22 protein-coding genes and 4 tRNA genes are annotated in these 24,850 nt (G+C 69.9%); 16 read left to right on the top strand and 10 right to left on the bottom strand.

Features of this window, described 5'->3' with window-relative positions; genetic code table 11:
- Position 1 precedes the first annotated feature (1 nt).
- The 3 genes from hrpA to ACWCPY_RS38390 all read left to right on the top strand — a co-directional run bounded on the left by hrpA (position 2) and on the right by ACWCPY_RS38390 (position 4,523).
- Entirely contained in the window at positions 2–3,949 is a 3,948-nt protein-coding gene (gene hrpA, locus ACWCPY_RS38400; protein ID WP_451273081.1) for an ATP-dependent RNA helicase HrpA, read from the top strand.
- A 127-nt stretch (positions 3,950–4,076) separates the two neighbouring features.
- A tRNA-Asp gene (locus ACWCPY_RS38395) sits at positions 4,077–4,151 on the top strand.
- 138 nt (positions 4,152–4,289) lie between these two features.
- Complete coding sequence (locus ACWCPY_RS38390) at positions 4,290–4,523, top strand: DUF6274 family protein (protein ID WP_451273079.1); 234 nt, start codon at positions 4,290–4,292, stop codon at positions 4,521–4,523.
- A 511-nt stretch (positions 4,524–5,034) separates the two neighbouring features.
- Here the strand turns inward: ACWCPY_RS38390 and bldC are convergent.
- Positions 5,035–5,241 (bottom strand): developmental transcriptional regulator BldC, encoded by a 207-nt coding sequence (gene bldC / locus ACWCPY_RS38385; RefSeq protein ID WP_003949541.1) that lies wholly within the window; start codon positions 5,239–5,241, stop codon positions 5,035–5,037.
- 524 nt (positions 5,242–5,765) lie between these two features.
- The gene (locus ACWCPY_RS38380; RefSeq protein ID WP_451273077.1) at positions 5,766–6,611 is read right to left on the bottom strand and encodes a hypothetical protein; all 846 of its coding nucleotides are present in this window, start codon (positions 6,609–6,611) and stop codon (positions 5,766–5,768) included.
- A gap of 175 nt (positions 6,612–6,786) precedes the next feature.
- Here ACWCPY_RS38380 and ACWCPY_RS38375 point away from each other — a divergent pair, with 175 nt between their 5' ends.
- Together ACWCPY_RS38375 and ACWCPY_RS38370 are read left to right on the top strand one after the other, a co-directional pair.
- Positions 6,787–7,869: a Leu/Phe/Val dehydrogenase gene (locus ACWCPY_RS38375; protein WP_451273075.1), complete on the top strand. Its 1,083-nt coding sequence runs from the start codon at positions 6,787–6,789 to the stop codon at positions 7,867–7,869.
- Positions 7,870–8,180: 311 nt separating this feature from the next.
- A complete protein-coding gene (locus ACWCPY_RS38370; RefSeq protein WP_072488579.1) occupies positions 8,181–8,438 on the top strand; it encodes a DUF3073 domain-containing protein in 258 nt (85 codons plus the stop codon).
- Between the two features lie 188 nt (positions 8,439–8,626).
- Here the strand turns inward: ACWCPY_RS38370 and purM are convergent, their stop codons facing one another.
- Entirely contained in the window at positions 8,627–9,700 is a 1,074-nt protein-coding gene (gene purM / locus ACWCPY_RS38365) for a phosphoribosylformylglycinamidine cyclo-ligase (RefSeq protein ID WP_072488578.1), read from the bottom strand.
- A gap of 60 nt (positions 9,701–9,760) precedes the next feature.
- On the bottom strand, positions 9,761–11,287 hold the full coding sequence (purF, locus tag ACWCPY_RS38360; protein WP_451273072.1) for an amidophosphoribosyltransferase: 1,527 nt from the start codon (positions 11,285–11,287) through the stop codon (positions 9,761–9,763).
- Positions 11,288–11,713: 426 nt separating this feature from the next.
- Here purF and ACWCPY_RS38355 point away from each other — a divergent pair, with 426 nt between their 5' ends.
- Positions 11,714–11,812 carry a putative leader peptide gene (locus ACWCPY_RS38355; protein ID WP_451273070.1) on the top strand — a complete coding sequence of 33 codons (99 nt, stop codon included), beginning with the start codon at positions 11,714–11,716 and terminating at the stop codon, positions 11,810–11,812.
- Between the two features lie 241 nt (positions 11,813–12,053).
- Positions 12,054–13,499, top strand: a complete 1,446-nt coding sequence (locus tag ACWCPY_RS38350; RefSeq protein WP_451273068.1) for a sulfatase family protein — start codon at positions 12,054–12,056, stop codon at positions 13,497–13,499.
- A 27-nt stretch (positions 13,500–13,526) separates the two neighbouring features.
- On the opposite strand, the gene ACWCPY_RS38345 is transcribed toward ACWCPY_RS38350, so the two are convergent.
- From ACWCPY_RS38345 to ACWCPY_RS38335, 3 genes are all read right to left on the bottom strand, one after another.
- Positions 13,527–14,342 (bottom strand): META domain-containing protein, encoded by an 816-nt coding sequence (locus ACWCPY_RS38345; RefSeq protein ID WP_451273066.1) that lies wholly within the window; start codon positions 14,340–14,342, stop codon positions 13,527–13,529.
- Between the two features lie 73 nt (positions 14,343–14,415).
- Complete coding sequence (locus ACWCPY_RS38340) at positions 14,416–15,216, bottom strand: sterol carrier family protein (RefSeq protein ID WP_451273064.1); 801 nt, start codon at positions 15,214–15,216, stop codon at positions 14,416–14,418.
- A 38-nt stretch (positions 15,217–15,254) separates the two neighbouring features.
- Positions 15,255–15,893, bottom strand: a complete 639-nt coding sequence (locus tag ACWCPY_RS38335; RefSeq protein WP_451273062.1) for a TetR/AcrR family transcriptional regulator — start codon at positions 15,891–15,893, stop codon at positions 15,255–15,257.
- A gap of 241 nt (positions 15,894–16,134) precedes the next feature.
- Between ACWCPY_RS38335 and ACWCPY_RS38330 the strand changes: the two genes are divergently transcribed.
- Positions 16,135–16,344, top strand: coding sequence for a hypothetical protein (locus tag ACWCPY_RS38330; RefSeq protein WP_451273060.1), 210 nt, complete (start codon positions 16,135–16,137; stop codon positions 16,342–16,344).
- Between the two features lie 141 nt (positions 16,345–16,485).
- On the opposite strand, the gene purL is transcribed toward ACWCPY_RS38330, so the two are convergent.
- The 3 genes from purL to purS are packed head-to-tail and all read right to left on the bottom strand — an operon-like array spanning position 16,486 to position 19,669.
- On the bottom strand, positions 16,486–18,735 hold the full coding sequence (gene purL / locus ACWCPY_RS38325; protein ID WP_451273058.1) for a phosphoribosylformylglycinamidine synthase subunit PurL: 2,250 nt from the start codon (positions 18,733–18,735) through the stop codon (positions 16,486–16,488).
- Positions 18,732–19,412, bottom strand: coding sequence for a phosphoribosylformylglycinamidine synthase subunit PurQ (purQ, locus tag ACWCPY_RS38320; RefSeq protein WP_072488574.1), 681 nt, complete (start codon positions 19,410–19,412; stop codon positions 18,732–18,734). Before purQ ends, purL begins: the two co-directional genes overlap by 4 nt.
- Complete coding sequence (purS, locus tag ACWCPY_RS38315; RefSeq protein ID WP_176729353.1) at positions 19,409–19,669, bottom strand: phosphoribosylformylglycinamidine synthase subunit PurS; 261 nt, start codon at positions 19,667–19,669, stop codon at positions 19,409–19,411. Before purS ends, purQ begins: the two co-directional genes overlap by 4 nt.
- A gap of 386 nt (positions 19,670–20,055) precedes the next feature.
- Here purS and ACWCPY_RS38310 point away from each other — a divergent pair, with 386 nt between their 5' ends.
- From ACWCPY_RS38310 to ACWCPY_RS38275, 8 genes are all read left to right on the top strand, one after another.
- Positions 20,056–20,391 carry a histone-like nucleoid-structuring protein Lsr2 gene (locus ACWCPY_RS38310; protein ID WP_451273054.1) on the top strand — a complete coding sequence of 112 codons (336 nt, stop codon included), beginning with the start codon at positions 20,056–20,058 and terminating at the stop codon, positions 20,389–20,391.
- A gap of 163 nt (positions 20,392–20,554) precedes the next feature.
- Positions 20,555–20,626 (top strand) — tRNA-Gly (locus tag ACWCPY_RS38305).
- A gap of 98 nt (positions 20,627–20,724) precedes the next feature.
- Positions 20,725–20,797: transfer RNA gene (locus tag ACWCPY_RS38300), tRNA-Gly, on the top strand.
- A 132-nt stretch (positions 20,798–20,929) separates the two neighbouring features.
- On the top strand, positions 20,930–21,949 hold the full coding sequence (locus tag ACWCPY_RS38295) for an ABC transporter ATP-binding protein (protein WP_451273052.1): 1,020 nt from the start codon (positions 20,930–20,932) through the stop codon (positions 21,947–21,949).
- Positions 21,949–22,788 (top strand): ABC transporter permease, encoded by an 840-nt coding sequence (locus ACWCPY_RS38290; RefSeq protein ID WP_451273050.1) that lies wholly within the window; start codon positions 21,949–21,951, stop codon positions 22,786–22,788. The genes ACWCPY_RS38295 and ACWCPY_RS38290 overlap by 1 nt, the downstream gene beginning before the upstream one ends.
- A 19-nt stretch (positions 22,789–22,807) precedes the next feature.
- On the top strand, positions 22,808–24,115 hold the full coding sequence (locus ACWCPY_RS38285; RefSeq protein WP_451273097.1) for a sensor histidine kinase: 1,308 nt from the start codon (positions 22,808–22,810) through the stop codon (positions 24,113–24,115).
- Positions 24,112–24,723 (top strand): response regulator, encoded by a 612-nt coding sequence (locus ACWCPY_RS38280; protein WP_451273048.1) that lies wholly within the window; start codon positions 24,112–24,114, stop codon positions 24,721–24,723. Before ACWCPY_RS38285 ends, ACWCPY_RS38280 begins: the two co-directional genes overlap by 4 nt.
- A 22-nt stretch (positions 24,724–24,745) precedes the next feature.
- A tRNA-Gly gene (locus ACWCPY_RS38275) sits at positions 24,746–24,818 on the top strand.
- Positions 24,819–24,850: the final 32 nt, after the last annotated feature.

Below are 24,850 nucleotides of genomic sequence, written 5' to 3'. Positions count from 1 at the left end.
TATGTCTACTTCCTTCGCTGATCTCCAGAACCGGCTCGGACAGATCTCGCTCCGCGACGCGCACCGGCTCGGCCGCCGTCTCGAAGGGGCGCGCCGCATCCGTAAGCCCGAGGCCCGGCAGTCCGTGCTGGACGAGATCGCCGCCGAGGCCGGAAAGGCAGCCGAGCGGCTTTCGCTGCGTGCCGCACGGGTGCCGGCCGTGTCGTACCCGGAACAGCTCCCGGTCAGTCAGAAGAAGGACGAGATCCTCGAGGCGATACGCGACCACCAGGTCGTGATCGTCGCCGGGGAGACCGGCTCCGGCAAGACCACGCAGATCCCGAAGATCTGCATGGAGCTGGGGCGCGGTGTCCGGGGCATGATCGGGCACACCCAGCCGCGCCGGATCGCGGCCCGTACGGTCGCCGAGCGCGTCGCGGACGAGCTGAAAACGCCGCTGGGCGAGGCGGTCGGCTGGAAGGTCCGTTTCACCGACCAGGTGAACCCCGACGCGACGTTCGTCAAGCTGATGACGGACGGCATCCTGCTCGCCGAGATCCAGACGGACCGCGAGCTGCGCGCGTACGACACGATCATCATCGACGAGGCCCACGAGCGGTCGCTGAACATCGACTTCCTGCTCGGCTATCTGGCCAGGCTGCTGCCCGAGCGCCCGGATCTGAAGGTCGTCATCACCTCGGCGACGATCGACCCCGAGCGGTTCGCGCGCCATTTCGGCGAGGCGCCGATCGTCGAGGTCAGCGGGCGTACGTACCCGGTCGAGGTGCGGTACCGGCCGCTTCTGGAGGAGGAGGGCGACGACTCCGACCGCGACCAGATCACCGCGATCTGCGATGCCGTCGACGAGCTCCAGACCGAGGGTCCGGGCGACATCCTGGTCTTCCTCTCCGGCGAGCGGGAGATCCGTGACACCGCGGACGCGCTGAACAAGCGCAATCTCCGCCACACCGAGGTGCTCCCGCTCTACGCCCGGCTCTCGCACGCCGAGCAGCACCGGGTGTTCCAGCGCCACACCGGCCGCCGGATCGTCCTGGCGACCAATGTCGCCGAGACCTCGCTGACCGTCCCCGGCATCAAGTACGTGATCGACCCGGGCAACGCCCGGATCTCCCGCTACAGCCACCGCACCAAGGTCCAGCGGCTGCCGATCGAGCGGATCTCGCAGGCCAGCGCCAACCAGCGCAAGGGCCGCTGCGGCCGTACGTCGGACGGCATCTGCATCCGGCTGTACTCCGAGGACGACTTCCTGACCCGTCCGGAGTTCACCGACCCGGAGATCCTCCGCACCAACCTCGCCTCCGTCATCCTCCAGATGACCGCGGCCGGCCTCGGCGACATCGAGAAGTTCCCCTTCATCGACCCGCCGGACCACCGCAACATCCGTGACGGCATCCAGCTCCTCCAGGAGCTCGGTGCGCTGGACGTGGAGGAGAAGTCCCCCCAGGAGGGGAAGAAGGGGAAGCGGCTCACCCAGCTCGGCCGCAAGCTCTCGCAGCTGCCCGTGGACCCGCGGCTGGCCCGCATGGTCATCGAGGCCGACCGCAACGGCTGTGTCCGCGAGGTCATGGTCATCGCGGCGGCGCTCTCCATCCAGGATCCGCGCGAGCGGCCAGCGGAGAAGCAGACGCAGGCCGATCAGCAGCACGCCCGCTTCAAGGACGAGACGTCCGACTTCCTGGCGTTCCTGAACCTGTGGCGGTACATCCGCGAGCAGCAGAAGGAGCGCGGCTCGTCCAGCTTCCGCCGGATGTGCAAGCAGGAGTATCTGAACTTCCTGCGCATCCGCGAATGGCAGGACATCTACGCGCAGCTGCGCACGGTCGCCAAGCAGATGGGCATGCAGATCGAGGAGCCCTCGGCGGGCACAGACGCGCCGGAGCAGTCGGTGCACACCTCGCTGCTGGCCGGGCTGCTGTCGCACATCGGTCTGAAGGACACCGAGAAGAACGAGTACCTGGGCGCGCGCAGCGCCAAGTTCGCGATCTTCCCGGGATCGGCGCTCTTCAAGAAGCAGCCGCGGTTCGTGATGTCGGCCGAGCTGGTCGAGACGTCCCGGCTGTGGGCACGGGTCAACGCCAAGGTCGAGCCGGAGTGGATCGAGCCGCTGGCCCAGCACCTGCTCAAGCGCACCTACAGCGAGCCGCACTGGGAGAAGGACCAGGCGGCGGTGATGGCGTACGAGCGGGTCACGCTCTACGGGGTGCCCATCGTCGCCCAGCGCAAGATCAATTTCGGCCGGATCGACGCCGAGGCCTCCCGCGATCTGTTCATCCGGAACGCCCTGGTCGAGGGTGACTGGCGGACCCACCACCAGTTCTTCCACGACAACCGCAAACTGCTCGGTGAGGTCGAGGAGCTGGAGCACCGCGCCCGGCGCCGCGACATCCTCGTGGACGACGAGACCCTCTTCGACTTCTATGACCAGCGGATCCCCGAGCACGTGGTCTCCGGGGCGCACTTCGACTCCTGGTGGAAGCACAAGCGCCGGGACGAGCCGGACGCGCTGGACTTCGAGCGCTCGATGCTCATCAACGAGAAGGCCGGGGCCGTCACCAAGGACGACTATCCGGACTCCTGGCGCCAGGGGAAGCTGAAGTTCAAGGTCACGTACCAGTTCGAGCCGGGTGCGGACGCCGACGGTGTGACCGTCCACATCCCGCTCCAGGTGCTCAACCAGGTCACCCCCGAGGGCTTCGACTGGCAGATCCCCGGTCTGCGGGAGGAAGTGGTCACCGAGCTGATCCGCTCGCTGCCCAAGCCGATCCGCCGGCACTACGTTCCCGCGCCGAACTACGCGGACAAGTTCCTGGACCGGGCCGTTCCGCTGCAGGAGCCGCTGCCGGTCACGCTGGCCCGCGAGCTCCAGCGGATGGTCGGTGTCCCGGTCTCGGCCGACGACTTCGACCTGGGCCGTGTCCCGGACCATCTGAAGATCACGTTCCGGATCGTCGACGAGCGGCGCCGCAAGGTGGCCGAGGACAAGGACCTGGAGGCACTGAAGCTCCAGCTGCGCCCGAAGGCCCGTCAGGCGCTCTCCAAGGCCGCCGCGGCCACCGCCGGGCCCTCGGGCGAGTCCATCGAGCGTTCGGGCCTCACGGACTGGACGATCGGCACGCTGAACCGTGTCTTCGAGACCCGTCGGGCCGGTCAGCCGGTCAAGGCGTACCCGGCGCTGGTGGACCAGGGCGGGACCGTCGCCGTACGGCTCTTCGACACCGAGGCCGAGCAGCAGCAGGCGATGTGGCTGGGCACCCGGAAGCTGATCATGCTGAACGTTCCGGTGAACCCGGCGAAGTTCGCCTCCGACAAGCTGACGAACCAGCAGAAGCTGGCCCTGTCCCGCAATCCGCACGGCTCCATCCAGGCGCTGTTCGAGGACTGCGCGACGGCGGCCGCCGACCGGCTGATCGGCGCGCACGGCGGGCCCGCCTGGGACGAGGAGTCGTTCCGGAAGCTGTACGACAAGGTGCGCGCCGACCTGGTCGCCCTGACCGAGCACACGGTCAAGCAGGTCCAGCAGGTGCTGGCCGCCTGGCAGGCCTGCGAGCGGCGCCTAAAGGCCACCAACAGCCTGGTCCTGGTCAACAACGTCACCGACGCCCGGGACCAGCTCGCGGCCCTCGTCCCGCCGGACTTCGTCACGCGGACCGGGCTGCGCAGGCTGCCCGACCTGATGCGCTATCTGGTCGCCGTGGACCGTCGGCTCCAGCAGATGCCGACGGCCGTCCAGCGCGACACCACGCGCATGGAGAAGGTCCACGAGATGCAGGACGAGTACGCCTGGCTGCTCGAACAGATGCCGCAGGGCAGGCCCGTACCGCAGGAGGTGCTGGACATCCGCTGGATGATCGAGGAGCTCCGGGTCAGCTATTTCGCCCATGCGCTGGGGACGGCCTACCCGGTCTCCGACAAGCGGATCGTGAAGGCGATCGACGCGGCGGCGCCGTGAGGGGGCCCGCCCGGACGGGCCGATCCGACCGTGACGGAGCGGCCACCTTCGGTGAGTTCGACCTGAGCCTCTGACCTGCTGTACAGTCTGTCTTCGCAGCCAGCCGCAAGGCAAGCAGCGAAAACCTGGTCCTGTGGAGCAGTTTGGAGTGCTCGCCACCCTGTCAAGGTGGAGGCCGCGGGTTCAAATCCCGTCAGGACCGCAGTAACGAAAGCCCGGATCCTTCTGGATCCGGGCTTTCGCGCGTCTTGACTCCGGTGACTGCCGACGAGTAGTCAGACAGCAGAGGCCGTCCCTGTTTTCCCGGTGCGGGACGGCGGTCCACCGGGAGGTGGCGCGTATGGCGGCGTCCGCCGTGCACGAGACCCGCGCGCTCCTGCGCGCCCACCTGGCAGCCGCGTCCGGCTGCCGTCACCTCACCCGCCACTGCCCGGTCTGCCATCGGCTCCAGCGGCTCGCCATGGAGCCCGTGACGGCCCGCCGGACCGATTCCGCCCCCGAACCGCCGGCCCTGCTCCAGGAGCGCCAGGACGGCCCCGTGGGAGCCAAGGACGAAAGTCCCCCGAGAGAGTGACCAACGGCGGGGCTTTCCGCTCCCCGGCGGTGGCAGGCTCGTATCCGACAGGACTCGCAGGGTGTGACGGGAGTCACTGAAAGAGTTTTACGAAGGGGTGACTTTACACCCTTCCTACAACTGGCGAATTTAATATGTGCAATTGCACCGCCCGTACGGAAGCGCTCGGGAACCATTCCAACCACCCCGACCCGCCCTTCCCGGGCAGTCCGGAACACTCTCGAACAGACCCGCTCAAGCCCGCACGGCACCCCGGCCGGACCCGACCGGACGCGCGGTTTCCGGCGCCCCCCGCAGCCGCGCCCGACCCCCGGGGCCGCATGGGCACCGGCGCATGGGCACAAAAAAAGATCGCGCTGGACCCGGCGGAGTCCAGCGCGATCGAATGACGCACCCGTATTGCACAGGTATGGCGCCCGTTGGGGCGGGCGCCCGTCATTTGGAGCCATGGGTGGGCCTGTACGGGTTGGGGGACCCGGAAGCCCGGTTGTTGCGGCGTGACAGGGGTGTGTCAGGCCTCGCTGCGCTGCTGCGGAATACCCGCAAGCAGTGCGCGGACCTCTGCCTCGCGGTACCGGCGATGTCCACCGAGCGTGCGGATGGACGTGAGCTTGCCTGCCTTGGCCCAGCGGGTAACCGTCTTCGGGTCCACGCGGAACATCGTGGCAACCTCAGCCGGGGTCAGCAGCGGCTCGGCATCAGGGGTGCGAGCGGTCATGAGCGGCCTCCTCGGGAGAACCGAACCATCTCGGTTCTTTCCTCTAAATTCTGCACCTTGACCCGCGTTGCCCGAAATGGCGGACGCGGGCCGAGTCGGTTATAGGACGAACGGCTTGTCCTCGGCACTACAACTACACCATCCGTCCAGCCACGTCGGCCAAACCGATGGAATTGCCCTCCCAGGTGTTCATCAGCGACGGAAGCCGATGGACCATGCCATAGCGGACAGTCACCCCGCCGTGACGATCAGTCACAGAGCGATCAGGAGCCATCAGACCCCCCATAGAGTGCAATGCTGAGCATTCCGCCCTTAGTTGGACGGACAGAACCCTCCCCGGGCTCCTTGTCCTATTTTGGCATGAGGGGTGGGGAAGGGCGCAAGGGCCCAGTTAGTGCTATCCATCACGCTTGAGGCAAAGGCCCGGTTCGGGACGTAGGTCCCGAGATCACAGGAGTACGCTTCCGCCTCTTCATTCCCACACGTCACACAGGACACACAGGACAGACGCCGATATCGCCCCGTCAGTTCGCGAACTGACGATCCCTTACGGAACGCCAGCGCTCCGCCAGCCGGCCGTACGCCTCGCTCGCCCCCTCGGTGTCGCCCGCCCGGAGCGCCGCGATGCCCTCGGCCACATCGGCGGCCGACCGGTCCCCGGCGAGCTGCTTCGCCGGCAGCGCGTGCACCAGACCGCCGTAGTCCAGCTCGACCAGCGCACGCGGATGGAACTCCTCCAGCCAGCGCCCCACGTCCACCAGCCCCTCGGTCAGACCGCCCCCGTCCACCGACTCCCGCAGCGTCTTCAGCCCCCGGGCCAGCCGGCGGCGGGCCTGGACCATCGGCGTCCGGTACCGCAGCACGGGTCCCGCACCGTTCTCGCCCGCCGCCGCGTACTCCCGCTCCTCGTCGGAGAAGAGCACGAACCACCGCACCGGCACCTGCCACACCGAGGTACGGATCCACGGCCGGGCGTCCGGATTCCGCTCCGCCCACCGCTCGTGGTCCACCGCCGCCTGCCCGCGCACCACCGGCGGCAGCACCGCGTCGAGCACCGGCGCGGGGAGCATCTCCGTCAGCTCCTCCAGCGCCAGCCAGCCGCGCAGCCTGGTCCGCCACGGGCAGACGCACACCACCCCGTCGACCTCGGCGACGAACGCGTCCGCGCTCTCGTGCGCCGGTACGGCGGCCGGCGGGGTGGCCACCAGGTCGGCCAGCGAACGGCGCAATTCGTCCTGTGCCGTGGGCATCCGGGCCCGCCCGGCGTACCGCGCCCAGTGGGCGCGCTCGGGCTCCGGGAAGGCGGCCAGCGGCTCGTACACCCGGAGATAGGACGCATAAGGGACGAGCACCGAAGACACCACCGACATGCAGCAGATCGTGTCACGCCCGTACTCCGCCGGGGGGTGATCCTGGGCACTGGAACAGATCTACGTCCGCGTAGGACTTACCCTCGTGCCCAGTCGGACCGGCCGTGCCGGCCGGTCCGCGACCCTCCCCACCTTCAGGAGGGTCCTCGCCGCTTCGTACTTGGGAGTCACCACAGTGACCGATGTGACCGACGGCGTCCTGCACACCCTGTTCCAGTCCGAACAGGGGGGCCACGAGCAAGTCGTGCTCTGCCAGGACCGTGCCAGCGGCCTCAAGGCCGTCATCGCCATCCACTCCACCGCCCTGGGCCCGGCCCTCGGCGGCACCCGCTTCTATCCCTACGCCTCCGAGGAGGAGGCCGTCGCGGACGCGCTGAACCTCTCGCGCGGCATGTCGTACAAGAACGCCATGGCCGGTCTCGACCACGGCGGCGGCAAGGCCGTCATCATCGGCGACCCCGAGCAGATCAAGTCGGAGGAACTGCTGCTGGCCTACGGCCGGTTCGTGGCCTCGCTCGGCGGCCGCTACGTGACCGCCTGCGACGTCGGCACCTATGTCGCCGACATGGACACCGTCGCCCGCGAGTGCCGCTGGACCACCGGCCGCTCCCCCGAGAACGGCGGCGCCGGCGACTCCTCGGTCCTCACCGCGTTCGGTGTCTTCCAGGGCATGCGGGCCTCGGCTCAGCACGTCTGGGGCGACCCGACGCTGCGTGGCCGAAAAGTGGGGGTCGCCGGAGTCGGCAAGGTCGGTCACCACCTGGTCGAGCATCTGCTCTCGGACGGCGCGGAGGTCGTGATCACGGATGTGCGGGAGGAGTCCGTACGCCGGATCACCGAGAAGCACCCCGGGATCGCCGTCGCCGCGGACACCGACGCGCTGATCCGTACCGAGGGCCTCGACATCTACGCCCCGTGCGCGCTCGGCGGCGCGCTGAACGACGAGAGCGTCGCGGTGCTCACGGCGAAGGTGGTGTGCGGTGCGGCCAACAACCAGCTCGCGCATCCCGGCGTGGAGAAGGACCTCGCGGACCGGGCGATCCTGTACGCGCCCGACTACGTGGTGAACGCGGGCGGCGTCATCCAGGTCGCCGACGAGCTGCACGGCTTCGACTTCGACCGGTGCAGGGCCAAGGCGTCGAAGATCTTCGACACCACGCTGGCCATATTCGCACGTGCGAAGGACGACGGCATTCCGCCGGCCGCCGCGGCCGACCGGATCGCCGAACAGCGGATGGCCGAAGCCCGCCGCCGCTGACGGTGGCGGACGCGTCACCCCGCGTCCGCACCACCGTGGACCGTCGACCCGCCGACCGGCGAGACAAGACTCACGCCGGTCGGCGGGTCGCATGCCAAGAAGAGGTTAAAATCGCAGTTGACCAGCGAGGACGGGGCTTCTCGCCGGTCTCCTTCCGGGGCGCGTGATGCGGGCGGCGTACCGTATGGCCGCGGAAGCAGGTACCGTTAAAGCCCTACGGGCACGGTCTCTCAGCCGAGAGTCCGTCCTGAAACATGAACGCGTGTCAAGACTCTGGGGCCGTCGAGCCCCGTCACCGAGGGGGTCGAGCCATGGGGCGCGGCCGGGCAAAGGCCAAGCAGACAAAGGTCGCCCGCCAGCTGAAGTACAGCAGCGGCGGGACTGACCTGTCGCGTCTGGCCAATGAGCTGGGCGCATCGCCTTCGAGTCAGCCACCGAACGCAGAGCCGTTCGAGGACGACGACGAGGAAGATGACCCGTACGCACAGTACGCGGATCTGTACAACGACGACGAGGACGAGGACGAGGACGACAAGTCCGGTCCGTCGTCACAGCGCCGCGGCGCTTGACCTCGCGCTGACACATCAACCCGGTCCGGGCCTGTCCCGGACCGGGTTCTGTGCTGCCCCGGTCCGGTCCGGCCGCCTTGTGCGGGAGCCGGTTTCCCCGATGCCTTCCCCGACCGCCGGACCTGCAGGGTTCCCGGCGGCCGAGGATGTGGCGGACACCGGGTTCGTCCCGGTGTGCCCGCCCGTGTCTATCGCGCGTACCCGCCGACGAGCTCCGCGCCCGAGGTGTGCGCCCCGCGCTCGGTGATCTCGCCCGCGACCCAGGACTCGACCCCGCGGTCGGCCAGCGTCGTCAGTGCCACGTCCACGGACTCGGCCGGGACGATCGCGATCATGCCGACGCCCATGTTCAGCGTCTTCTCCAGCTCCAGCTGCTCGACCTGTCCCGTGCGGCCGACCAGGTCGAAGACCGCGCCGGGCGTCCAGGTGGAGCGGTCGACCCTGGCGTGCAGTCCGTCCGGGATGACCCGGGCCAGGTTGTTGGCCAGGCCGCCGCCGGTGATGTGGCTGAAGCCGTGCACCTCGGTCGTGCGGGTGAGCGCCAGGCAGTCCAGCGAGTAGATCTTGGTGGGCTCCAGGAGTTCCTCGCCGAGCGTGCGGCCGAACTCCTCGACCTGCCGGTCCAGCGACCAGCCGGCCCGGTCGAAGACCACGTGCCGGACGAGCGAGTACCCGTTGGAGTGAAGACCGGACGACGCCATGGCGATCACCACGTCACCCTTACGGATACGGTCCGGGCCCAGCAGCAGGTCGGCCTCGACCACACCCGTACCGGCGCCGGCGACGTCGAAGTCGTCCGGGCCGAGGAGTCCGGGGTGCTCGGCGGTCTCGCCGCCGACCAGGGCGCAGCCCGCGAGGACGCAGCCCTCGGCGATGCCCTTCACGATGGCCGCGACACGCTCGGGGTGGACCTTGCCGACGCAGATGTAGTCGGTCATGAAGAGCGGTTCGGCGCCGCAGACGACCAGGTCGTCGACGACCATGCCGACGAGGTCGTGGCCGATGGTGTCGTACACGCCCATCTTGCGGGCGAGGTCGACCTTCGTGCCGACGCCGTCGGTGGCGGAGGCGAGCAGCGGACGCTCGTAGCGCTTGAGGGCCGAGGCGTCGAAGAGGCCGGCGAAACCGCCGAGGCCGCCGAGGCCCGCGACCTCGGGGCGCTGCGTCTTCTTCACCCACTCCTTCATCAGCTCGACGGCACGGTCGCCGGCTTCGATGTCGACGCCCGCTGCCGCGTAGGAAGCACCTGTTGTCTCAGACATTGCCTGGGATCTTTCGTGTGGAAATACGGGGCTGGTGGCCAGAGGTGTGCGGCTGGGCCGTCACGGACGACGCAGTGCGTCGGACGCGGCGGTCGCCGCCGGGCCTGCCGCCAGCTCGGTCTCCAGCAGCTGCTTGCCGAGCAGCTCCGGGTCCGGGAGCTCCATGGGGTACTCGCCGTCGAAGCAGGCGCGGCAGAGGTTCGGCTTGGCGATCGTCGTCGCCTCGACCATGGCGTCGAGCGAGATGTACGCGAGCGAGTCCGCCCCCATCGACGTGGAGATCTCGTCGACGGTCATGCCGTTGGCGATCAGCTCTGCGCGGGTGGCGAAGTCGATGCCGAAGAAGCACGGCCACTTCACCGGCGGGGACGAGATCCGGATGTGGATCTCGGCGGCACCGGCCTCGCGGAGCATCCGGACCAGTGCGCGCTGGGTGTTGCCGCGGACGATCGAGTCGTCGACGACCACCAGGCGCTTGCCCTTGATGACTTCCTTGAGCGGGTTCAGCTTGAGACGGATGCCGAGCTGGCGAATGGTCTGGGACGGCTGGATGAAGGTCCGGCCGACGTACGCGTTCTTCACCAGGCCGGCGCCGAACGGAATGCCGCTGGCCTCCGCGTAACCGATGGCGGCAGGGGTGCCGGACTCCGGGGTCGCTATGACCAGATCGGCCTCGACCGGGGCCTCGGCGGCCAGCTTGCGGCCCATCTCCACCCGGGAGAGGTAGACGTTGCGCCCGGCGATGTCGGTGTCGGGGCGGGCCAGGTAGACGTACTCGAAGACACAGCCCTTGGGCTTCGCTTCCGCGAACCGCGAGGTGCGCAGGCCGTTCTCGTCGATGGCGACGAGTTCGCCCGGCTCGATCTCGCGGACGAAGCTGGCACCGCAGATGTCGAGGGCGGCGGACTCGGAGGCCACCACCCAGCCGCGCTCCAGCCGGCCGAGGACCAGCGGGCGGATGCCCTGCGGGTCACGGGCCGCGTAGAGGGTGTGCTCGTCCATGAAGACGAGGGAGAAGGCGCCCCTGACATCGGGGAGCACCTTCGCGGCGGCCTGCTCGATGGTGAGCGGCTTGCCGTCGTCGTCGGTCTGGCCGGCGAGCAGCGCGGTCACCAGGTCGGTGTCGTTCGTCGCGGCGACCTGGGTGGCGCGGCCGTCCTTGCGGGGAAGGTCGGCGACCATCTCGGCGAGCTTGGCCGTATTGACCAGGTTGCCGTTGTGACCCAGGGCGATCGAGCCGTGCGCGGTCGCACGGAACGTCGGCTGCGCGTTCTCCCACACCGAGGCACCGGTGGTGGAGTAGCGGGCATGACCGACCGCGATATGGCCCTGGAGAGATCCCAGAGACGTTTCGTCGAAGACCTGCGAGACCAGTCCCATGTCCTTGAAGACCAGGATCTGGGACCCGTTGCTCACTGCGATGCCCGCGGACTCCTGTCCACGGTGCTGCAGGGCATACAGTCCGAAATAGGTGAGCTTGGCGACCTCTTCGCCCGGAGCCCAGACACCGAAGACGCCGCAAGCGTCCTGGGGGCCTTTCTCTCCGGGGAGCAGGTCGTGGTTGAGTCGTCCATCACCACGAGGCACGCCACCGAGTGTAGGCGAGATCGACCACTGGTCCGAATTCGGGATACCGGCCCGGACCACTGGGGAAGTGCTCCCAGGGGCGGTCCGGGGACCACTCCGGACGGTTACGAAGAGTGATCATCCGCGGGTCGCGGCGGAGTCCGGATCGAGCCACGGGACGGCGGTCGCCCGGATCAGCGCCCGGTTACCGTCGGATTCAGGCCATCTGGGCCGGGCGGTCCGCCGGGCCGGACGGTGGCGCTCGGTGAGGCGGCCGACGGCCCGATGCGAAGTCCGACCGAACGCGCGTTTCGTGGCGAGCCTCACACCGTGATGCCCGGGATGCGGCCCCGGGCCCCCTCGGTCCGACGCCGCCGGCCGGGGCGGAGGTCCGCAGTGCGAGACCGCCGTTGACAGGCGCATGGCCGGTTGGCAGGCTCCTGCACCATGCAGCCCCAGCCTCTCGGTGACCGCTCGGTCACGCTCGTGGAGCGCCGGCACGTCGATCTGGGACGTGTCGCGAGCGCCATCTGTCGCTGCGCCTGATTCCACCGGCGCGCCCTCGGCTGCCCCCGCCTCCCCGGCTCACCGCCCGTCCGGCGGCCGGTGCCGCTTCCGCCGCCCCGCCGCGCGCCGGTCTGCGCACGCGCACCCCTTCCTCCCCCTCCCACAGCCCTGCGCGCAGCCGCGGCAGCGTCGGCAGGCCGTAGCCACAGCCGTGTCCGACGCCTGACCGGCCTGCCCGCTCTTCGCCGCCGCGCGCGCCGAGCCCTGCCCTGGAGCAGCCATGCCTTCTCGCGATTCGAACAAAAGTCCTGAAAGCTCTCTGACCAGGCGGGCCTTCGGGACCGCCGTCGGCGCGACCGCCGCCACCGCCGCCGTCGGTCTCCCTGCCGCCTCCCCCGCCGCGGCCGCGCCCGTGGCCGACAGCGTCCGGGAACGGCCCTTCCGGGCGGCCCGCGGCAAACACACCCGACGGCCCAACATCCTCTTCATCCTCGGCGACGACCTCGGCTGGGCCGACCTCTCCTCGTACGGGTCACCGAACATCCGCACCCCCCACCTGGACCGGCTCGGACGGCAGGGCGTGCGGTTCACGGACGCCTACGCCGGGTCCGCCACCTGCTCCCCCACCCGGTTCAGCCTCTACACCGGCCGCTATCCGGGCCGCACGAAGGGCGGGCTCGCCGAGCCCATCGCGGACCGGTCGGTGGGGCTCGAACCCACCCACCCCACGCTCGCCTCGCTGCTGCGCGGCGCCGGTTACGCCACCGCGCTGATCGGCAAGTGGCACTGCGGCTATCTGCCCGACTACAGCCCCACCCGGTCCGGCTGGGACGAGTTCTTCGGGAACTTCGGCGGCGCGCTGGAGTACTACTCCAAGCTCGGCCTCGGCGGCGAGTACGACCTGTACGAGGGCGACGCCGAGTACAAGGACCTGCGCTACTACACCCGGATCCTGACCGAGCGGGCGAGCGAGTACGTACAGCGCGACCACGAGCGGCCGTGGCTGCTCAACCTGAACTTCACCACCCCGCACTGGCCGTGGATCGCGGAGGGCGACACCGCCGAGAGCGCGGAGATCGTCCGCAGGATCAAGGAGGGCGGGCTCTCGGGCCTCTTCCATGCCGACGGCGGCTCGATCGAGAAGTACCGGCAGATGGTGGAGGACCTGGACCGTTCGGTCGGCGAGGTGCTGAAGGCGCTGAAGCGGTCCGGGCAGGAGGAGGACACGCTCGTCTTCTTCGCCAGCGACAACGGCGGCGAGCGCTTCTCGTACCAGTGGCCGCTCTCCGGCAACAAGAGCTCGCTCCAGGAGGGCGGCATCCGGGTTCCGGCGGTGCTGCGCTGGCCCGCCGGGATCGACCCGCACCAGGTGAGCGATCTGCCGGTGTTCTCGCCCGACTGGACGGCGACCCTGCTGGAGCTCGGTGGCGCCCGGCCCGACCCCGCCCATCCGCTGGACGGCATCAGCCTCGCCGGTTATCTGCTGCGGGGCGAGCGGCCCCGGGAGCGTGATCTGTTCTGGCGGGTGCGCGGGGAACGGGCGCTGCGCCGGGGCGACTGGAAGTACTACCGGGGCAGGAGCGGGAAGGACCAGCTGTTCCAGCTCGCCCACGACCAGCGCGAACAGGCCGACCGGGCGGCCGCCGAGCCGGAGCTGCTGGCCGAGCTGCGGGCGTCCTGGGAGCGGACCGACGCCGGACTGCTGCCGTACCCGACGGGGTCCTGAGTCAGGGCCCGGCGCGGATCCCGGGTCTCATGTGCCGGGTGCCGGGGCCGTCGCGCCGAGTCCCTCGCCGTTCGCCGCGGTGAGGGACAGCGTGCGGTGGTCGATCCGGTACGTCGTCCTCCCGTCCAGGACCGCCAGCAGGGCGCGCTCCAGCTTCATCCGGGGGTCCGGGCACATCATCCTGGTGCCCTCGGCCGGTCCGAACGTGATGGTGGAGCCGGTGACCGTCGCGGTGGAGCGGAACCGGTTGCAGCCGAGGGTGCCCCGTACGGAGCCGTCCTCGCCGAAGGTCAGCCGTGCCTTCCTCTCCGCACCCGCGGGCAGCGACGAGGCGGTCGCGCCGGAGACCAGGGAGGTGACGGTCCAGGTGGTGCCGGTGAGCGGGGCCGGGGGCTCCGAGGTCAGGGCGATGGAGTCGCCGACCCTCGTGGTCAGGGTCAGGGTCCTGCCCGTGACGGCGGCGGTGAGTGCGCCGCTGAACGCGCGGGACATGGCCGTCTCGAACCGCTCGACGTCCTTCTCGCATCCCTTCGCCGTGGTCGTGGCCCGCCGCACGGTGATCGTGTCGCCGTCCGTGCGGGTCTCGGCGGTGAAGTCGTTGCAGCCGAAGTTCCCCGTGGCTCCGCCTTCGGGGTCGATCACCACATGGGCGCCGTCCGGGGCTTCGGCCCTTTGCCCGCCGGCCGTCACCGAGTCGACGTTCCAGTGGATGCCGGTGACGCGCGGGCCGGTCCGTACCGAACCGCTGCCGTCACCGGCCGTCGTCCCGTTCCCACAGGCGGCAAGGGTGAGAAGAGGGGCGAGGAGGGTCAGCGCTCCGACGGCCGTCCGCCGGTTCCGCATGGGCCGATTCCGCTTCTGCGTGGACTGATTCCGCATGGCCCTGGGACGGTGCGGCCGGGCGTCCGGTTCCCGCTCATCCCATCAGGGGCAGCAGGGCGGCGAGGTCGGCCCGCTCCCCGCTCGCGGCGACCTTCGCCCCGTCGAGCTCCCGCGCCCACTCCGTGCGCCCGGTGGCGAGCCGGATCCAGGTGAGCGGGTCGGTCTCGACGACATTGGGCGGCGTTCCGCGGGTGTGCCGGGGGCCCTGCACGCACTGGACGACGGCGAACGGCGGGACCCGTACCTCGACCGAGCCGCCCGGCGCCTTCTCGGCGAGGGCGTCGGCGAGCAGCCGGGTGCAGGCGGCGAGGGCCTGCCGGTCGTACGGGATGTCGAGGCCGGCCGCCTCGTTCAGGTCGTCGGTGTGCACGACGAGTTCGACGGTACGGGTGACGAGGAAGTCCGCCAGCCGCATCACCCCGAGCCGCGTCGTCAGCAGCCGCTCGTCGCCGGCCGCGGGCACCAGCTCCTCGAACCGCCCCGCGACCGCCCCGTACAGCGCGTCCAGGTCGGAGCGGTCCGCCGCGAGCGCCCTGGTGTCGTCCGCGATGCGCGCGGCCCGGTCCGCGGTCCTGAACGGCCACTCGACGAGTGTCAGGTCGGGCTTCGCCGCAGCGGGTTCCGGCAGCTCCAGATTCCGGGTGACGGCCGAGAGCGCCAGGGTCAGGTGTACGGCCAGTTCGCGCACGGTCCAGTCGCCGAGCCGGGTCGGCAGCGCGAGCTGTGCGGGCGTCAGGGCGCTTACGGCTTCCCGGACATGGGCGAACTGCGCCAGGACCGCGCTGCGGGTCCTGGCCGGGTCGTAGCGGCGGGCACGTTTCTGGGACGGCGGCATGTCCGGGAGCCTAGGGCCTGTGGACGGCCCCGGCGGTCTCAGGGGCGGGTCGCGAAGTCGCCCAGGCCGTCGGCGAGCAGGCCGAAAGCCCGCTCGGCGAGCGCGACGGCGTCCGGTGCGACCGCGTCCGCCGGCTCCCCGGCCAGCAGCCGCAACTGGTTCGCCTGTATGAGCGCGTTGCGGGTGCCGATCAGCTGGACGGCCACGACCCGGGCGATGGCCGGCTCCTCCCCCTCCTCGACCAGGGCTTCGGCAAGCAGGTCGAAGGAGCGCATGGAGAACGCGTGGGCCCGGGTGAGCAGCGCCGGGGTCTCCACGATCAGCCGGCGCACCCTGAGCACCACCGGCGCGTCACTCATCCCGACCGAGGGATCGCGGCGCTCGACGCAGGCCAGGAACTGTCCGCGCACGGCGGCCAGGACGGACTCACCGGAGGCCCGGTCCCGCACCGCGCGCGCGACATCGCCGATGTGCTCCTCCATGGGGGCGAGGACCAAGTCCTCCTTGCCGGCGAAGTAGTTGAAGACAGTCATCTTCGACACCTCGGCCGCCTCCGCGATCTCGGCGACCGAGACCTTGTCGAAGCCGCGCTCGGCGAAGAGCTCGGTCGCCGCGGCCAGCAGGCGGTGCCGTGTCTGGAGCTTCTTGCGCTCGCGCAGGCTCATCCCCTCGGTCATGGCGTCACTGTACCAGGATGAATCTTCATCTCGGATCAATTCATGACTCAGTATATTTTCCTGGGTCATGGTGCTACCCGGCCGCGGCGGCGTCACGCCGCCCGGGAGGGGAGCCCCGTCATGTCGGCAGCCGGAGCCACCGTCATGACCGACCGTCAGCGCTTCATCGGGTTCGCGCTCCGCATCGCCACGGTCCTGCCGGCCGTGCTCGACGCGGACATCGTCAGCGATCTCGACCCGGTTGCACGGCGCCGACAGGCCCCCCGTACCGGCCTCCGGACGGTCCGGCGCCGCGCCGCTGCTGAAGGGGATCGGCGTCGGGCCGCTCGTGGACCGGCTGACCGGCCACGCCCACCAGCAGGCACCGGACGCCTTCGTCGCCTCGGCGGACGCGGTCCTTTTCCGGCGGCCCGGCTGCCGCCTCGGAGGGAACCGGAAGCGGCGGACGTGAATGCCGCCGAATTCACCACGCAGCAGCCACTCGCGCCGCACCGGCGATGAAACGGAATTCCGCCGGAATTCCGCACCCGGACGTACGAGGACGGCCCCGCCCATGAACAGGGCGGGGCCGTCCTCGTCAGGAACAGGTACGTCAGGCGAGCAGAGCCGGAATGGTGGCCTCGTGCGCCGTACGCAGCTCGCTCAGCGGAATGCTGAACTCGCCCTGGATCTCGATCTCCTCGCCGTCCACGACACCGATCCGGGCGACGGGCAGACCCCGCGCACCGCACATGTCGTTGAAGCGCAGCTCCTCGCTCCGCGGCACCGAGACGACCGCGCGCCCCGCCGACTCGGAGAAGAGGAACGTGAACGCGTCCAGACCGTCCGGCACGACCAGCCGGGCACCCTTCCCGCCGCGCAGGCAGGACTCGGTGACCGCCTGGATCAGACCGCCGTCGGAGAGGTCGTGCGCCGCGTCGATCATCCCGTCGCGGGAGGCCGAGATCAGGATCTCGCCGAGCAGCTTCTCGCGGCCCAGGTCCACCTTGGGCGGCATGCCGCCGAGGTGGTTGTGGACGACCTCGGACCAGGCCGAGCCGCCGAACTCCTCACGCGTGTCGCCCAGCAGGTAGAGGAGCTGGCCCTCTTCCGCGAAGGCGACCGGCGTACGCCGGTTGACGTCGTCGATCACACCGAGCACGGCCACGACCGGCGTCGGGTGGATCGCCGTCTCGCCGGTCTGGTTGTACAGCGACACATTGCCACCGGTGACCGGGGTGCCCAGCTCCAGGCAGCCGTCCGCGAGACCACGGGTGGCCTCGGCGAACTGCCACATGACGTCCGGGTCCTCGGGCGAACCGAAGTTCAGGCAGTCCGAGATGGCCAGCGGCTTGGCGCCGGAGGCGGCGACATTGCGGTACGACTCCGCCAGCGCGAGCTGCGCACCGGTGTACGGGTCGAGCTTGGCGTACCGGCCGTTGCCGTCGGTCGCCATGGCCACGCCCAGGTTCGACTCCTCGTCGATCCGGACCATGCCGGCGTCCTCGGGCATCGCGAGCACGGTGTTGCCCTGCACGAACCGGTCGTACTGGTCGGTGATCCAGGACTTCGACGCCTGGTTCGGCGAGGCGACCAGCTTGAGGACCTGCTCGCGCAGTTCCGCGCCGTTCGCCGGCCGGGCCAGCTTGCCCGCGTCGTCGGCCTGCAGCGCGTCCTGCCAGGACGGACGGGCGAACGGACGGTGGTACGTCGGGCCCTCGTGGGCCACGGACCGCGGCGGCACGTCGACGATCTGCTCGCCGTGCCAGAAGATCTCCAGCTGGGAGCCCTCGGTCACCTCACCGATGACGGTGGCGATGACGTCCCACTTCTCGCAGATCTCCAGGAAGCGGTCCACGTGCTGCGGCTCGACGATCGCGCACATGCGCTCCTGCGACTCGCTCATGAGGATTTCCTCGGGCGAGAGGGAGGAGTCGCGCAGCGGCACGGTGTCCAGCTCGACGCGCATGCCGCCGGATCCGGCGGAGGCCAGCTCGGACGTGGCGCAGGAGAGCCCGGCACCGCCGAGGTCCTGGATGCCCGCGACGAGCTTCTCCTTGAAGATCTCCAGGGTGCACTCGATGAGGAGCTTCTCCTGGAACGGGTCGCCGACCTGGACGGCCGGGCGCTTGGCCGGGCCGGTCGACTCGAAGGTCTCCGAGGCCAGCACGGAGACGCCGCCGATGCCGTCGCCACCGGTGCGGGCACCGTAGAGGATCACCTTGTTGCCGGGGCCGGAGGCCTTGGCCAGGTGGATGTCCTCGTGCTTCATCACGCCGATGCAGCCGGCGTTGACCAGCGGGTTGCCCTGGTAGCAGGCGTCGAAGACGACCTCGCCGCCGATGTTCGGCAGCCCCAGGCAGTTGCCGTAGCCACCGATGCCCGCGACGACGCCCGGCAGGACGCGCTTGGTGTCGGGGTGGTCGGCCGCGCCGAAGCGCAGCGGGTCGACGACGGCGACCGGGCGGGCGCCCATGGCGAGGATGTCGCGGACGATGCCGCCGACGCCGGTCGCCGCGCCCTGGTAGGGCTCGATGTACGAGGGGTGGTTGTGCGACTCGACCTTGAAGGTGACCGCGTAACCCTGACCGACGTCGACCACACCGGCGTTCTCGCCGATGCCGACGAGCATCGCGTCGTTGACGGGGACCTTCTCGCCGAACTGCTTGAGGTGGACCTTGCTGCTCTTGTACGAGCAGTGCTCGGACCACATCACGGAGTACATGGCGAGCTCGGCGCCGGTGGGACGGCGGCCCAGGATCTCGCGGATCCGGGCGTACTCGTCCTCCTTGAGGCCGAGCTCCTTCCAGGGCTGCGCGACGTCCGGGGTCTCGGCCGCGTGCTTGACCGTATCCAGGCTCATGCGTTGACCAGCTTCTTGATGATCGAGGTGAAGAAACCGAGACCGTCGGTACGGCCGGTTCCGATCAGCGGCTCGACGGCGTGCTCCGGGTGCGGCATCAGGCCGACGACATTGCCCGCGGCGTTGGTGATGCCGGCGATGTCGCGCAGCGAGCCGTTGGGGTTCATGTCCAGGTAGCGGAAGGCGACCCGGCCCTCCGCCTCCAGCTCGTCGAGCACGCGCTCGTCGGCGACGTAACGCCCGTCCATGTTCTTGAGCGGTACGGAGATCTCCTGGCCCGCGGAGTAGTCCGAGGTCCAGGCGGTCTCCGCGTTCTCGACGCGCAGCTTCTGGTCGCGGCAGATGAAGTGCAGGTGGTTGTTCCGCAGCATCGCGCCGGGCAGCAGATGTGCCTCGGTCAGGATCTGGAAGCCGTTGCAGATGCCGAGGACCGGCATCCCCGCCTTCGCCTGCTCGATGACGGTCTCCATGACCGGCGAGAAGCGGGAGATGGCGCCGGCCCGCAGATAGTCGCCGTAGGAGAAGCCGCCCGCCAGGATGACCGCGTCGACCTGGTGCAGGTCCTTGTCGCGGTGCCACAGCGATACGGGTTCGGCGCCCGCGACCCGTACGGCCCTCAGGCTGTCCTTGTCGTCGAGCGTGCCGGGAAAGGTGACGACTCCGATACGAGCAGTCACTTCGACTCCTCGGCCTTCTCCACCTTCACGGTGAAGTCCTCGATGACGGTGTTGGCGAGGAAAGTCTCGGCCATCTCGTGAATACGGCTGAGGGCGGCGTCGTCGACCGGCCCCTCGACCTCCAGCTCGAAACGCTTTCCCTGACGTACGTCCGCGATTCCCTCGAAGCCGAGACGGGGCAGTGCACGCTGCACCGCCTGTCCCTGCGGGTCGAGGATCTCGGGCTTGAGCATGACGTCGACTACGACGCGTGCCACTGGCACTCCCGGTTTGGTGTGGTGCGGCTGTTTCTCCGGGGGGCTCCCCAGACCCCCGCAGGTCCCCTCAGCCTACCTGGCCAGAAATTCTACGCGGGTAGATATCGAGAACCCTTGATCACGCCCAGATATCGGACGGGACAACGCCCGGGGAAAGTCCTGCAAAAAAAATCCTCACCGGCGGCACACATAGAAGGCTGACACGCGGAGGTAATTGGGTGGGCTTCACAATGCGGCGCCCACCGCTGTACAAATGATTACCGGGGAATGCAGCATTGACCCTAAACAGTCGGCAACCGTCGACGCCGTATCCGCCCGGCAGCCGGAAGGCCGGTATCGGCGCACATCGGACGCGCCGCCGATACCGCAGGAAAGGACCGATATCCGTGGCTCAACGCGTAGTGGTCACGCTCTCCGACGACATCGACGGGGGAGACGCGGCGGAAACGGTCAGCTTCGCCCTGGACGGGAAGTCGTACGAGATCGACCTCAATCCATCCAATGCAAAGAAACTGCGCAAGGCCCTCGCGCCGTACATGGCGGCGGGCCGAAAGCAGACAAACGTCGGCAAGCGCGGCAAGGCAGCCGTCCCGTACCGGCACACTTCGCTCGCACCCGACCCGGCGGCCGTGCGCGCCTGGGCCCGCTCGCACCGGATGGAGGTGCCGGCCCGCGGCCGGATCCCCAAGAAGGTCTACGAGGCCTTCCGCGAAGCGAGTTGACCGGCCGGCCCGGTACGGCCCCGTCCGCACCGCCCGCCGGGAGCCGCCGCGGACCCCTTCGGCGACACCCTGCGGGCACCGACTTGCGCTACACCCCTGCAGGTCGGCTAAAGTCTGGAGCACGCCGAGGGGCAAGGCCGCAAAGCCGAACCTCACGCAGCGTGCGGGTGTAGTTCAGTAGCAGAACATCCCCCTTCCAGGGGGAAGGCGCAGTGTGCAATTCCTGTCACCCGCTCTGCATCGCTCTTATCGACCACTCCGGTGGATCGGGTAGAGTAATGCTCGCACCGCCCGATGGAACTCCTTCCGGGGAGTACAATGAGCGGCAGCAATGCGGACGTGGCTCAGTTGGTAGAGCATCACCTTGCCAAGGTGAGGGTCGCGAGTTCGAATCTCGTCGTCCGCTCTTGATCGAAACGAAGGCCCTGGTCGATATCGACCAGGGCCTTCGTCGTGCTCCCTCTCACATGACGTTTGTCATGAGCAGTGATGACAGCTCGCACTGATCGCGCCGCCGATCCCGCGGAAATCTGTAGGCATGACCAGCGACGACATGCCAGGCAGCCGCACGGAGCGGGCTGTGGCACCCCTCACATCCACTTCCGCATCCGCCTCCTTCTCCGCTTCCGTCCCGGCTTCCGGTGCGGTGATCGAGGCGGCAGGTGTCCGGCGGCGTTATGCGGGCGGCTTCGAGGCCGTGGCCGGTGTCTCCTTCTCGGTGGCGCGCGGCGAGCTCTTCGCCCTGCTCGGCACGAACGGCGCCGGGAAGACCTCCACCGTCGAGCTGCTGGAGGGCCTGGCCAGGCCCGACGCCGGCACGGTCCGGGTGCTCGGGCACGACCCGTTCGGCGAGCGCGCCGCCGTCCGGCCGCGGATCGGGGTGATGCTCCAGGAGGGCGGCTTCCCGTCCGAGCTGACGGTCACCGAGACGGTACGGATGTGGGCGGGCTGCACCAGCGGCGCACGCCCGACCGGTGAGGCACTGGAGCTGGTCGGGCTCGGCCACCGGGCGCGCGTGCGGGTCAAGCAGCTCTCCGGCGGCGAGCGGCGCCGTCTCGACCTGGCGCTGGCCCTGCTCGGCCGGCCCGAGGTGCTGTTCCTGGACGAGCCGACCACCGGGCTCGACGCCGAAGGGCGGCGGGACACCTGGGAGTTGGTGCGCGAGCTGCGGGACGGCGGCACCACCGTGCTGCTCACCACGCATTACCTGGAGGAGGCCGAGACGCTCGCCGACCGGCTGGCGATCATGCACCGGGGGCGGATAGTGACGGCGGGCACCACCGCCGAGGTGACGGCCGCCCGCCCCGCACGCATCCGGTTCGAGCTGCCGGAGGGAGTACCGGCGGCCCGGCTTCCGCTGGGGCTGCGGGCCGCCGCCGAGGGCCACCGGATCGAGATCCGTACCCACCGCCTGCAGGAGTCCCTGGACGAACTCCTGACCTGGGCGCGGGAGTCGGACGTCCGGCTGCTCGGCCTCGATGCCCGCTCGGCCTCGCTCGAAGAGGCGTTTCTCGATATCGCGCAGAGCGCGTCGGAGTCCGAAGAGGTGGCTGCGTGATGACGACCACGACAACCGGCACAACGGGCACGCCCGGCACGACGACCGGCACGACCGGCACACGCACGGCGGCCGGCACGACGCTCCGGGGACGGCTGACCGCCCTCGGGCGCGCCGAAGTCGCCCTGCTCGCCCGCAACCGGACCGCGGTGTTCGTCTCGCTGTTGATGCCCGCCGCCATGGTCCTGGCGATGAGATCGACGCTGAAGCAGTCCGTTCTCGACGGGACCGGCCTGTCCGTCGCCGCGGCGGCGCTCACCGGCGGCATCGGCATCGTGCTGATGCAGGCCGTCTACATGAACCTGGTCTCGTCCTATGTGGCGCGGCGCGAGGACCTCGTCCTGAAGCGGCTGCGCACCGGTGAGGTCACCGACCGGGAGATCCTCGTCGGGACCGCCCTGCCGTCGGTCGCGCTGGCTCTGGCCCAGACCGTGGTGATCGTGGTGGCGGGGACGGCCTTCTTCGGCCTCGCCGCACCGCAGCGGCCCGAACTGCTCCTGGCGGGCCTGCTGCTGGGCGTGGTGCTGCTCGCGGCACTGGCCGCGGCCACCTCCGCGGTGACCCGCACCGTGCAGACCTCGCAGCTCACCACCCTCCCGCTGTTCTTCATCTCGATGATGGGCTCGGGGCTTTTCGTGCCGCTGGAGATCATGCCCGACCCGATGGCCTCCGTGTGCGAACTGCTCCCGGTGACCGGGGTGATGACGCTCGTGCGGACGGGCTGGCTGGGCGAGACCGGTGGCTCCGACCTGCTCGTGGCCGCTCTGACCGGGCTGGCCTGGGCCGGGTTCGCCGTGTTTGCTGTGCAGCGGTGGTTCCGCTGGGATCCGCGACGCTGAGGAGGGACGTGCCGTGTCGGTGCTCGTGCGGGGCTGGCGCCGCAGCTGGCAGAAGCGCAGCAAGCTGGAGCGGATCGACCTCTACTCGCGGCTGACCCTCTCGGTGATGCCCTGGCTCTTCACCCTGTCGTGGCAGCTGGCCCCCTTCAAGTCGGACATCCGCCACGAGCCGCTCCCGATCGCGCTGGGCGTGGCACTGCTGCTCGTGAGCCTTGCGCAGTGCCTGCTGAGCAACCGCAACGTCCGGCTGTCGTACGCGCACTACCTCGGCACCGCCGTCTTCCCCCGGCGGCGGCAGCTGCCGCCCCTGGTGCTGCTGCTGGTGAACCTGGGGCTGCTGGTCGCGATGGCCGCGGTGGACGGGATCGACGAAGCCGGGCTGCTCATCATGATCATGAATGCTCCGGTGGCGCTCGCGATAACGCAGACCCTGCTGGTGCCGGTCCGCACCTTCCTGATCCAGTCGTTCGCCGTCACCGCGCTGAGCGTCGGCGCGCTCGCCGCGGTCGGAGTGCGGGGCGGGACACTGGCCGGGGTGGTGCCGACCTCGCTCTTCGGCTGTGTGCTCGTCCTGATCTCCGTACGGCCCAGTGCCTGGAGCCTGAGTGTGATGTGGCAGGCCGAGGAGGCCCGGGACCTTCAGGCCCGGCTCGCGGTCGCCGAGGAACGGCTGCGGTTCGGGCGGGACCTGCACGACGTGCTGGGCCGCAATCTCGCCGTGATCGCGCTGAAGAGCGAACTGGCCGTGGAACTGGCCCAGCGCGGCAGGCCGGAGGCGGTGGACCAGATGGTCGAGGTGCAGCGGATAGCCCGCACCTCTCAGCAGGAGGTGCGCGATGTCGTACGGGGATACCGGGAGGCCGATCTGAGTACGGAACTGGCCGGCGCCCGGGGGGTGTTGAACGCGGCCGGGATCGAGTGCGAGGTGACGGGCGACACCGGCGACCGGCTGCCCGCGCCCGTGCAGTCGGCGCTCGGCTGGGTCGTGCGGGAGGCGGCGACCAATGTGCTGCGGCACGGCGACCCGCGCCACTGCACGATCCGGCTCAGAACCTCGGCGGAGGCGGCCGTGCTGCTGGTGGAGAACGACGGGGCGGCGGTGGCCGCCACGGGAGCGGACGGGAGTTCCGGGGCGGGCGGCTCCGGGCTAGCCGGGCTGCGGGAGCGGCTGCGTGTGGTCGACGGCTCGCTGGACGCGGGCCCGGCGGGGAACGGCCTGTTCCGGCTCACGGCGACGGTCCCGCTCGGCCCGGTGGCGTCCTCGCCCCGCCTCGGAAAGCCGCCTTCCGCCCGGGAGGCACCCGCTCTTCAGGAGGAACGACGATGACGACCGTGCGGGTGCTGCTCGCCGACGACGAGCACCTGATCCGGGGCGCGCTGGCCGCGCTGCTGGCCCTGGAGGACGACCTCGTGGTGGTCGCGGAGGCCGCGACCGGCCCGGAGGCGCTGGCCATGGCACGGGCCCACCGGCCCGATGTGGCGGTTCTCGATCTGGAGATGCCGGGCGCCGACGGTGTGAGTGTCGCCACATCGCTGCGGGCCGAACTGCCCGGCTGCCGGACGATGATCGTGACCAGCCACGGCCTGCCCGGACACCTCAAACGGGCACTCGCGGCGGGTGTGCGGGCCTTCGTCCCGAAGACCGTCAGCGCCCGGCAGCTGGCCGGGATCATCCGCACCGTGCATGCCGGAAACCGTTATGTGGACCCGGAGTTGGCGGCCGACGCGATCTCCGCCGGGGACTCTCCGCTGACCGCGCGCGAGGCCGAGGTGCTGGAGCTGGCGGCGGACGGGGCACCCGTCGCGGAGATCGCGGAGCGGGCGTCGCTGTCGCAGGGAACGGTACGGAATTACCTCTCCGCGGCCGCTTCGAAGCTCGGTGCGGAGAATCGCCATGCCGCGGTGCGTCTCGCACGGCAGCGCGGATGGGTATAGTGGTCCTCGCGCTTCGGCGCTTGCGGACGTAGCTCAGTTGGTAGAGCGCAACCTTGCCAAGGTTGAGGTCGCCAGTTCGAACCTGGTCGTCCGCTCGGTTCAGCAAGAAGCCCCCGGCCTTCCGGCC

The organism is Streptomyces sp. NPDC002403 (genome assembly GCF_053593015.1).
This window is presented reverse-complemented; position numbering and strand designations above follow the sequence as displayed.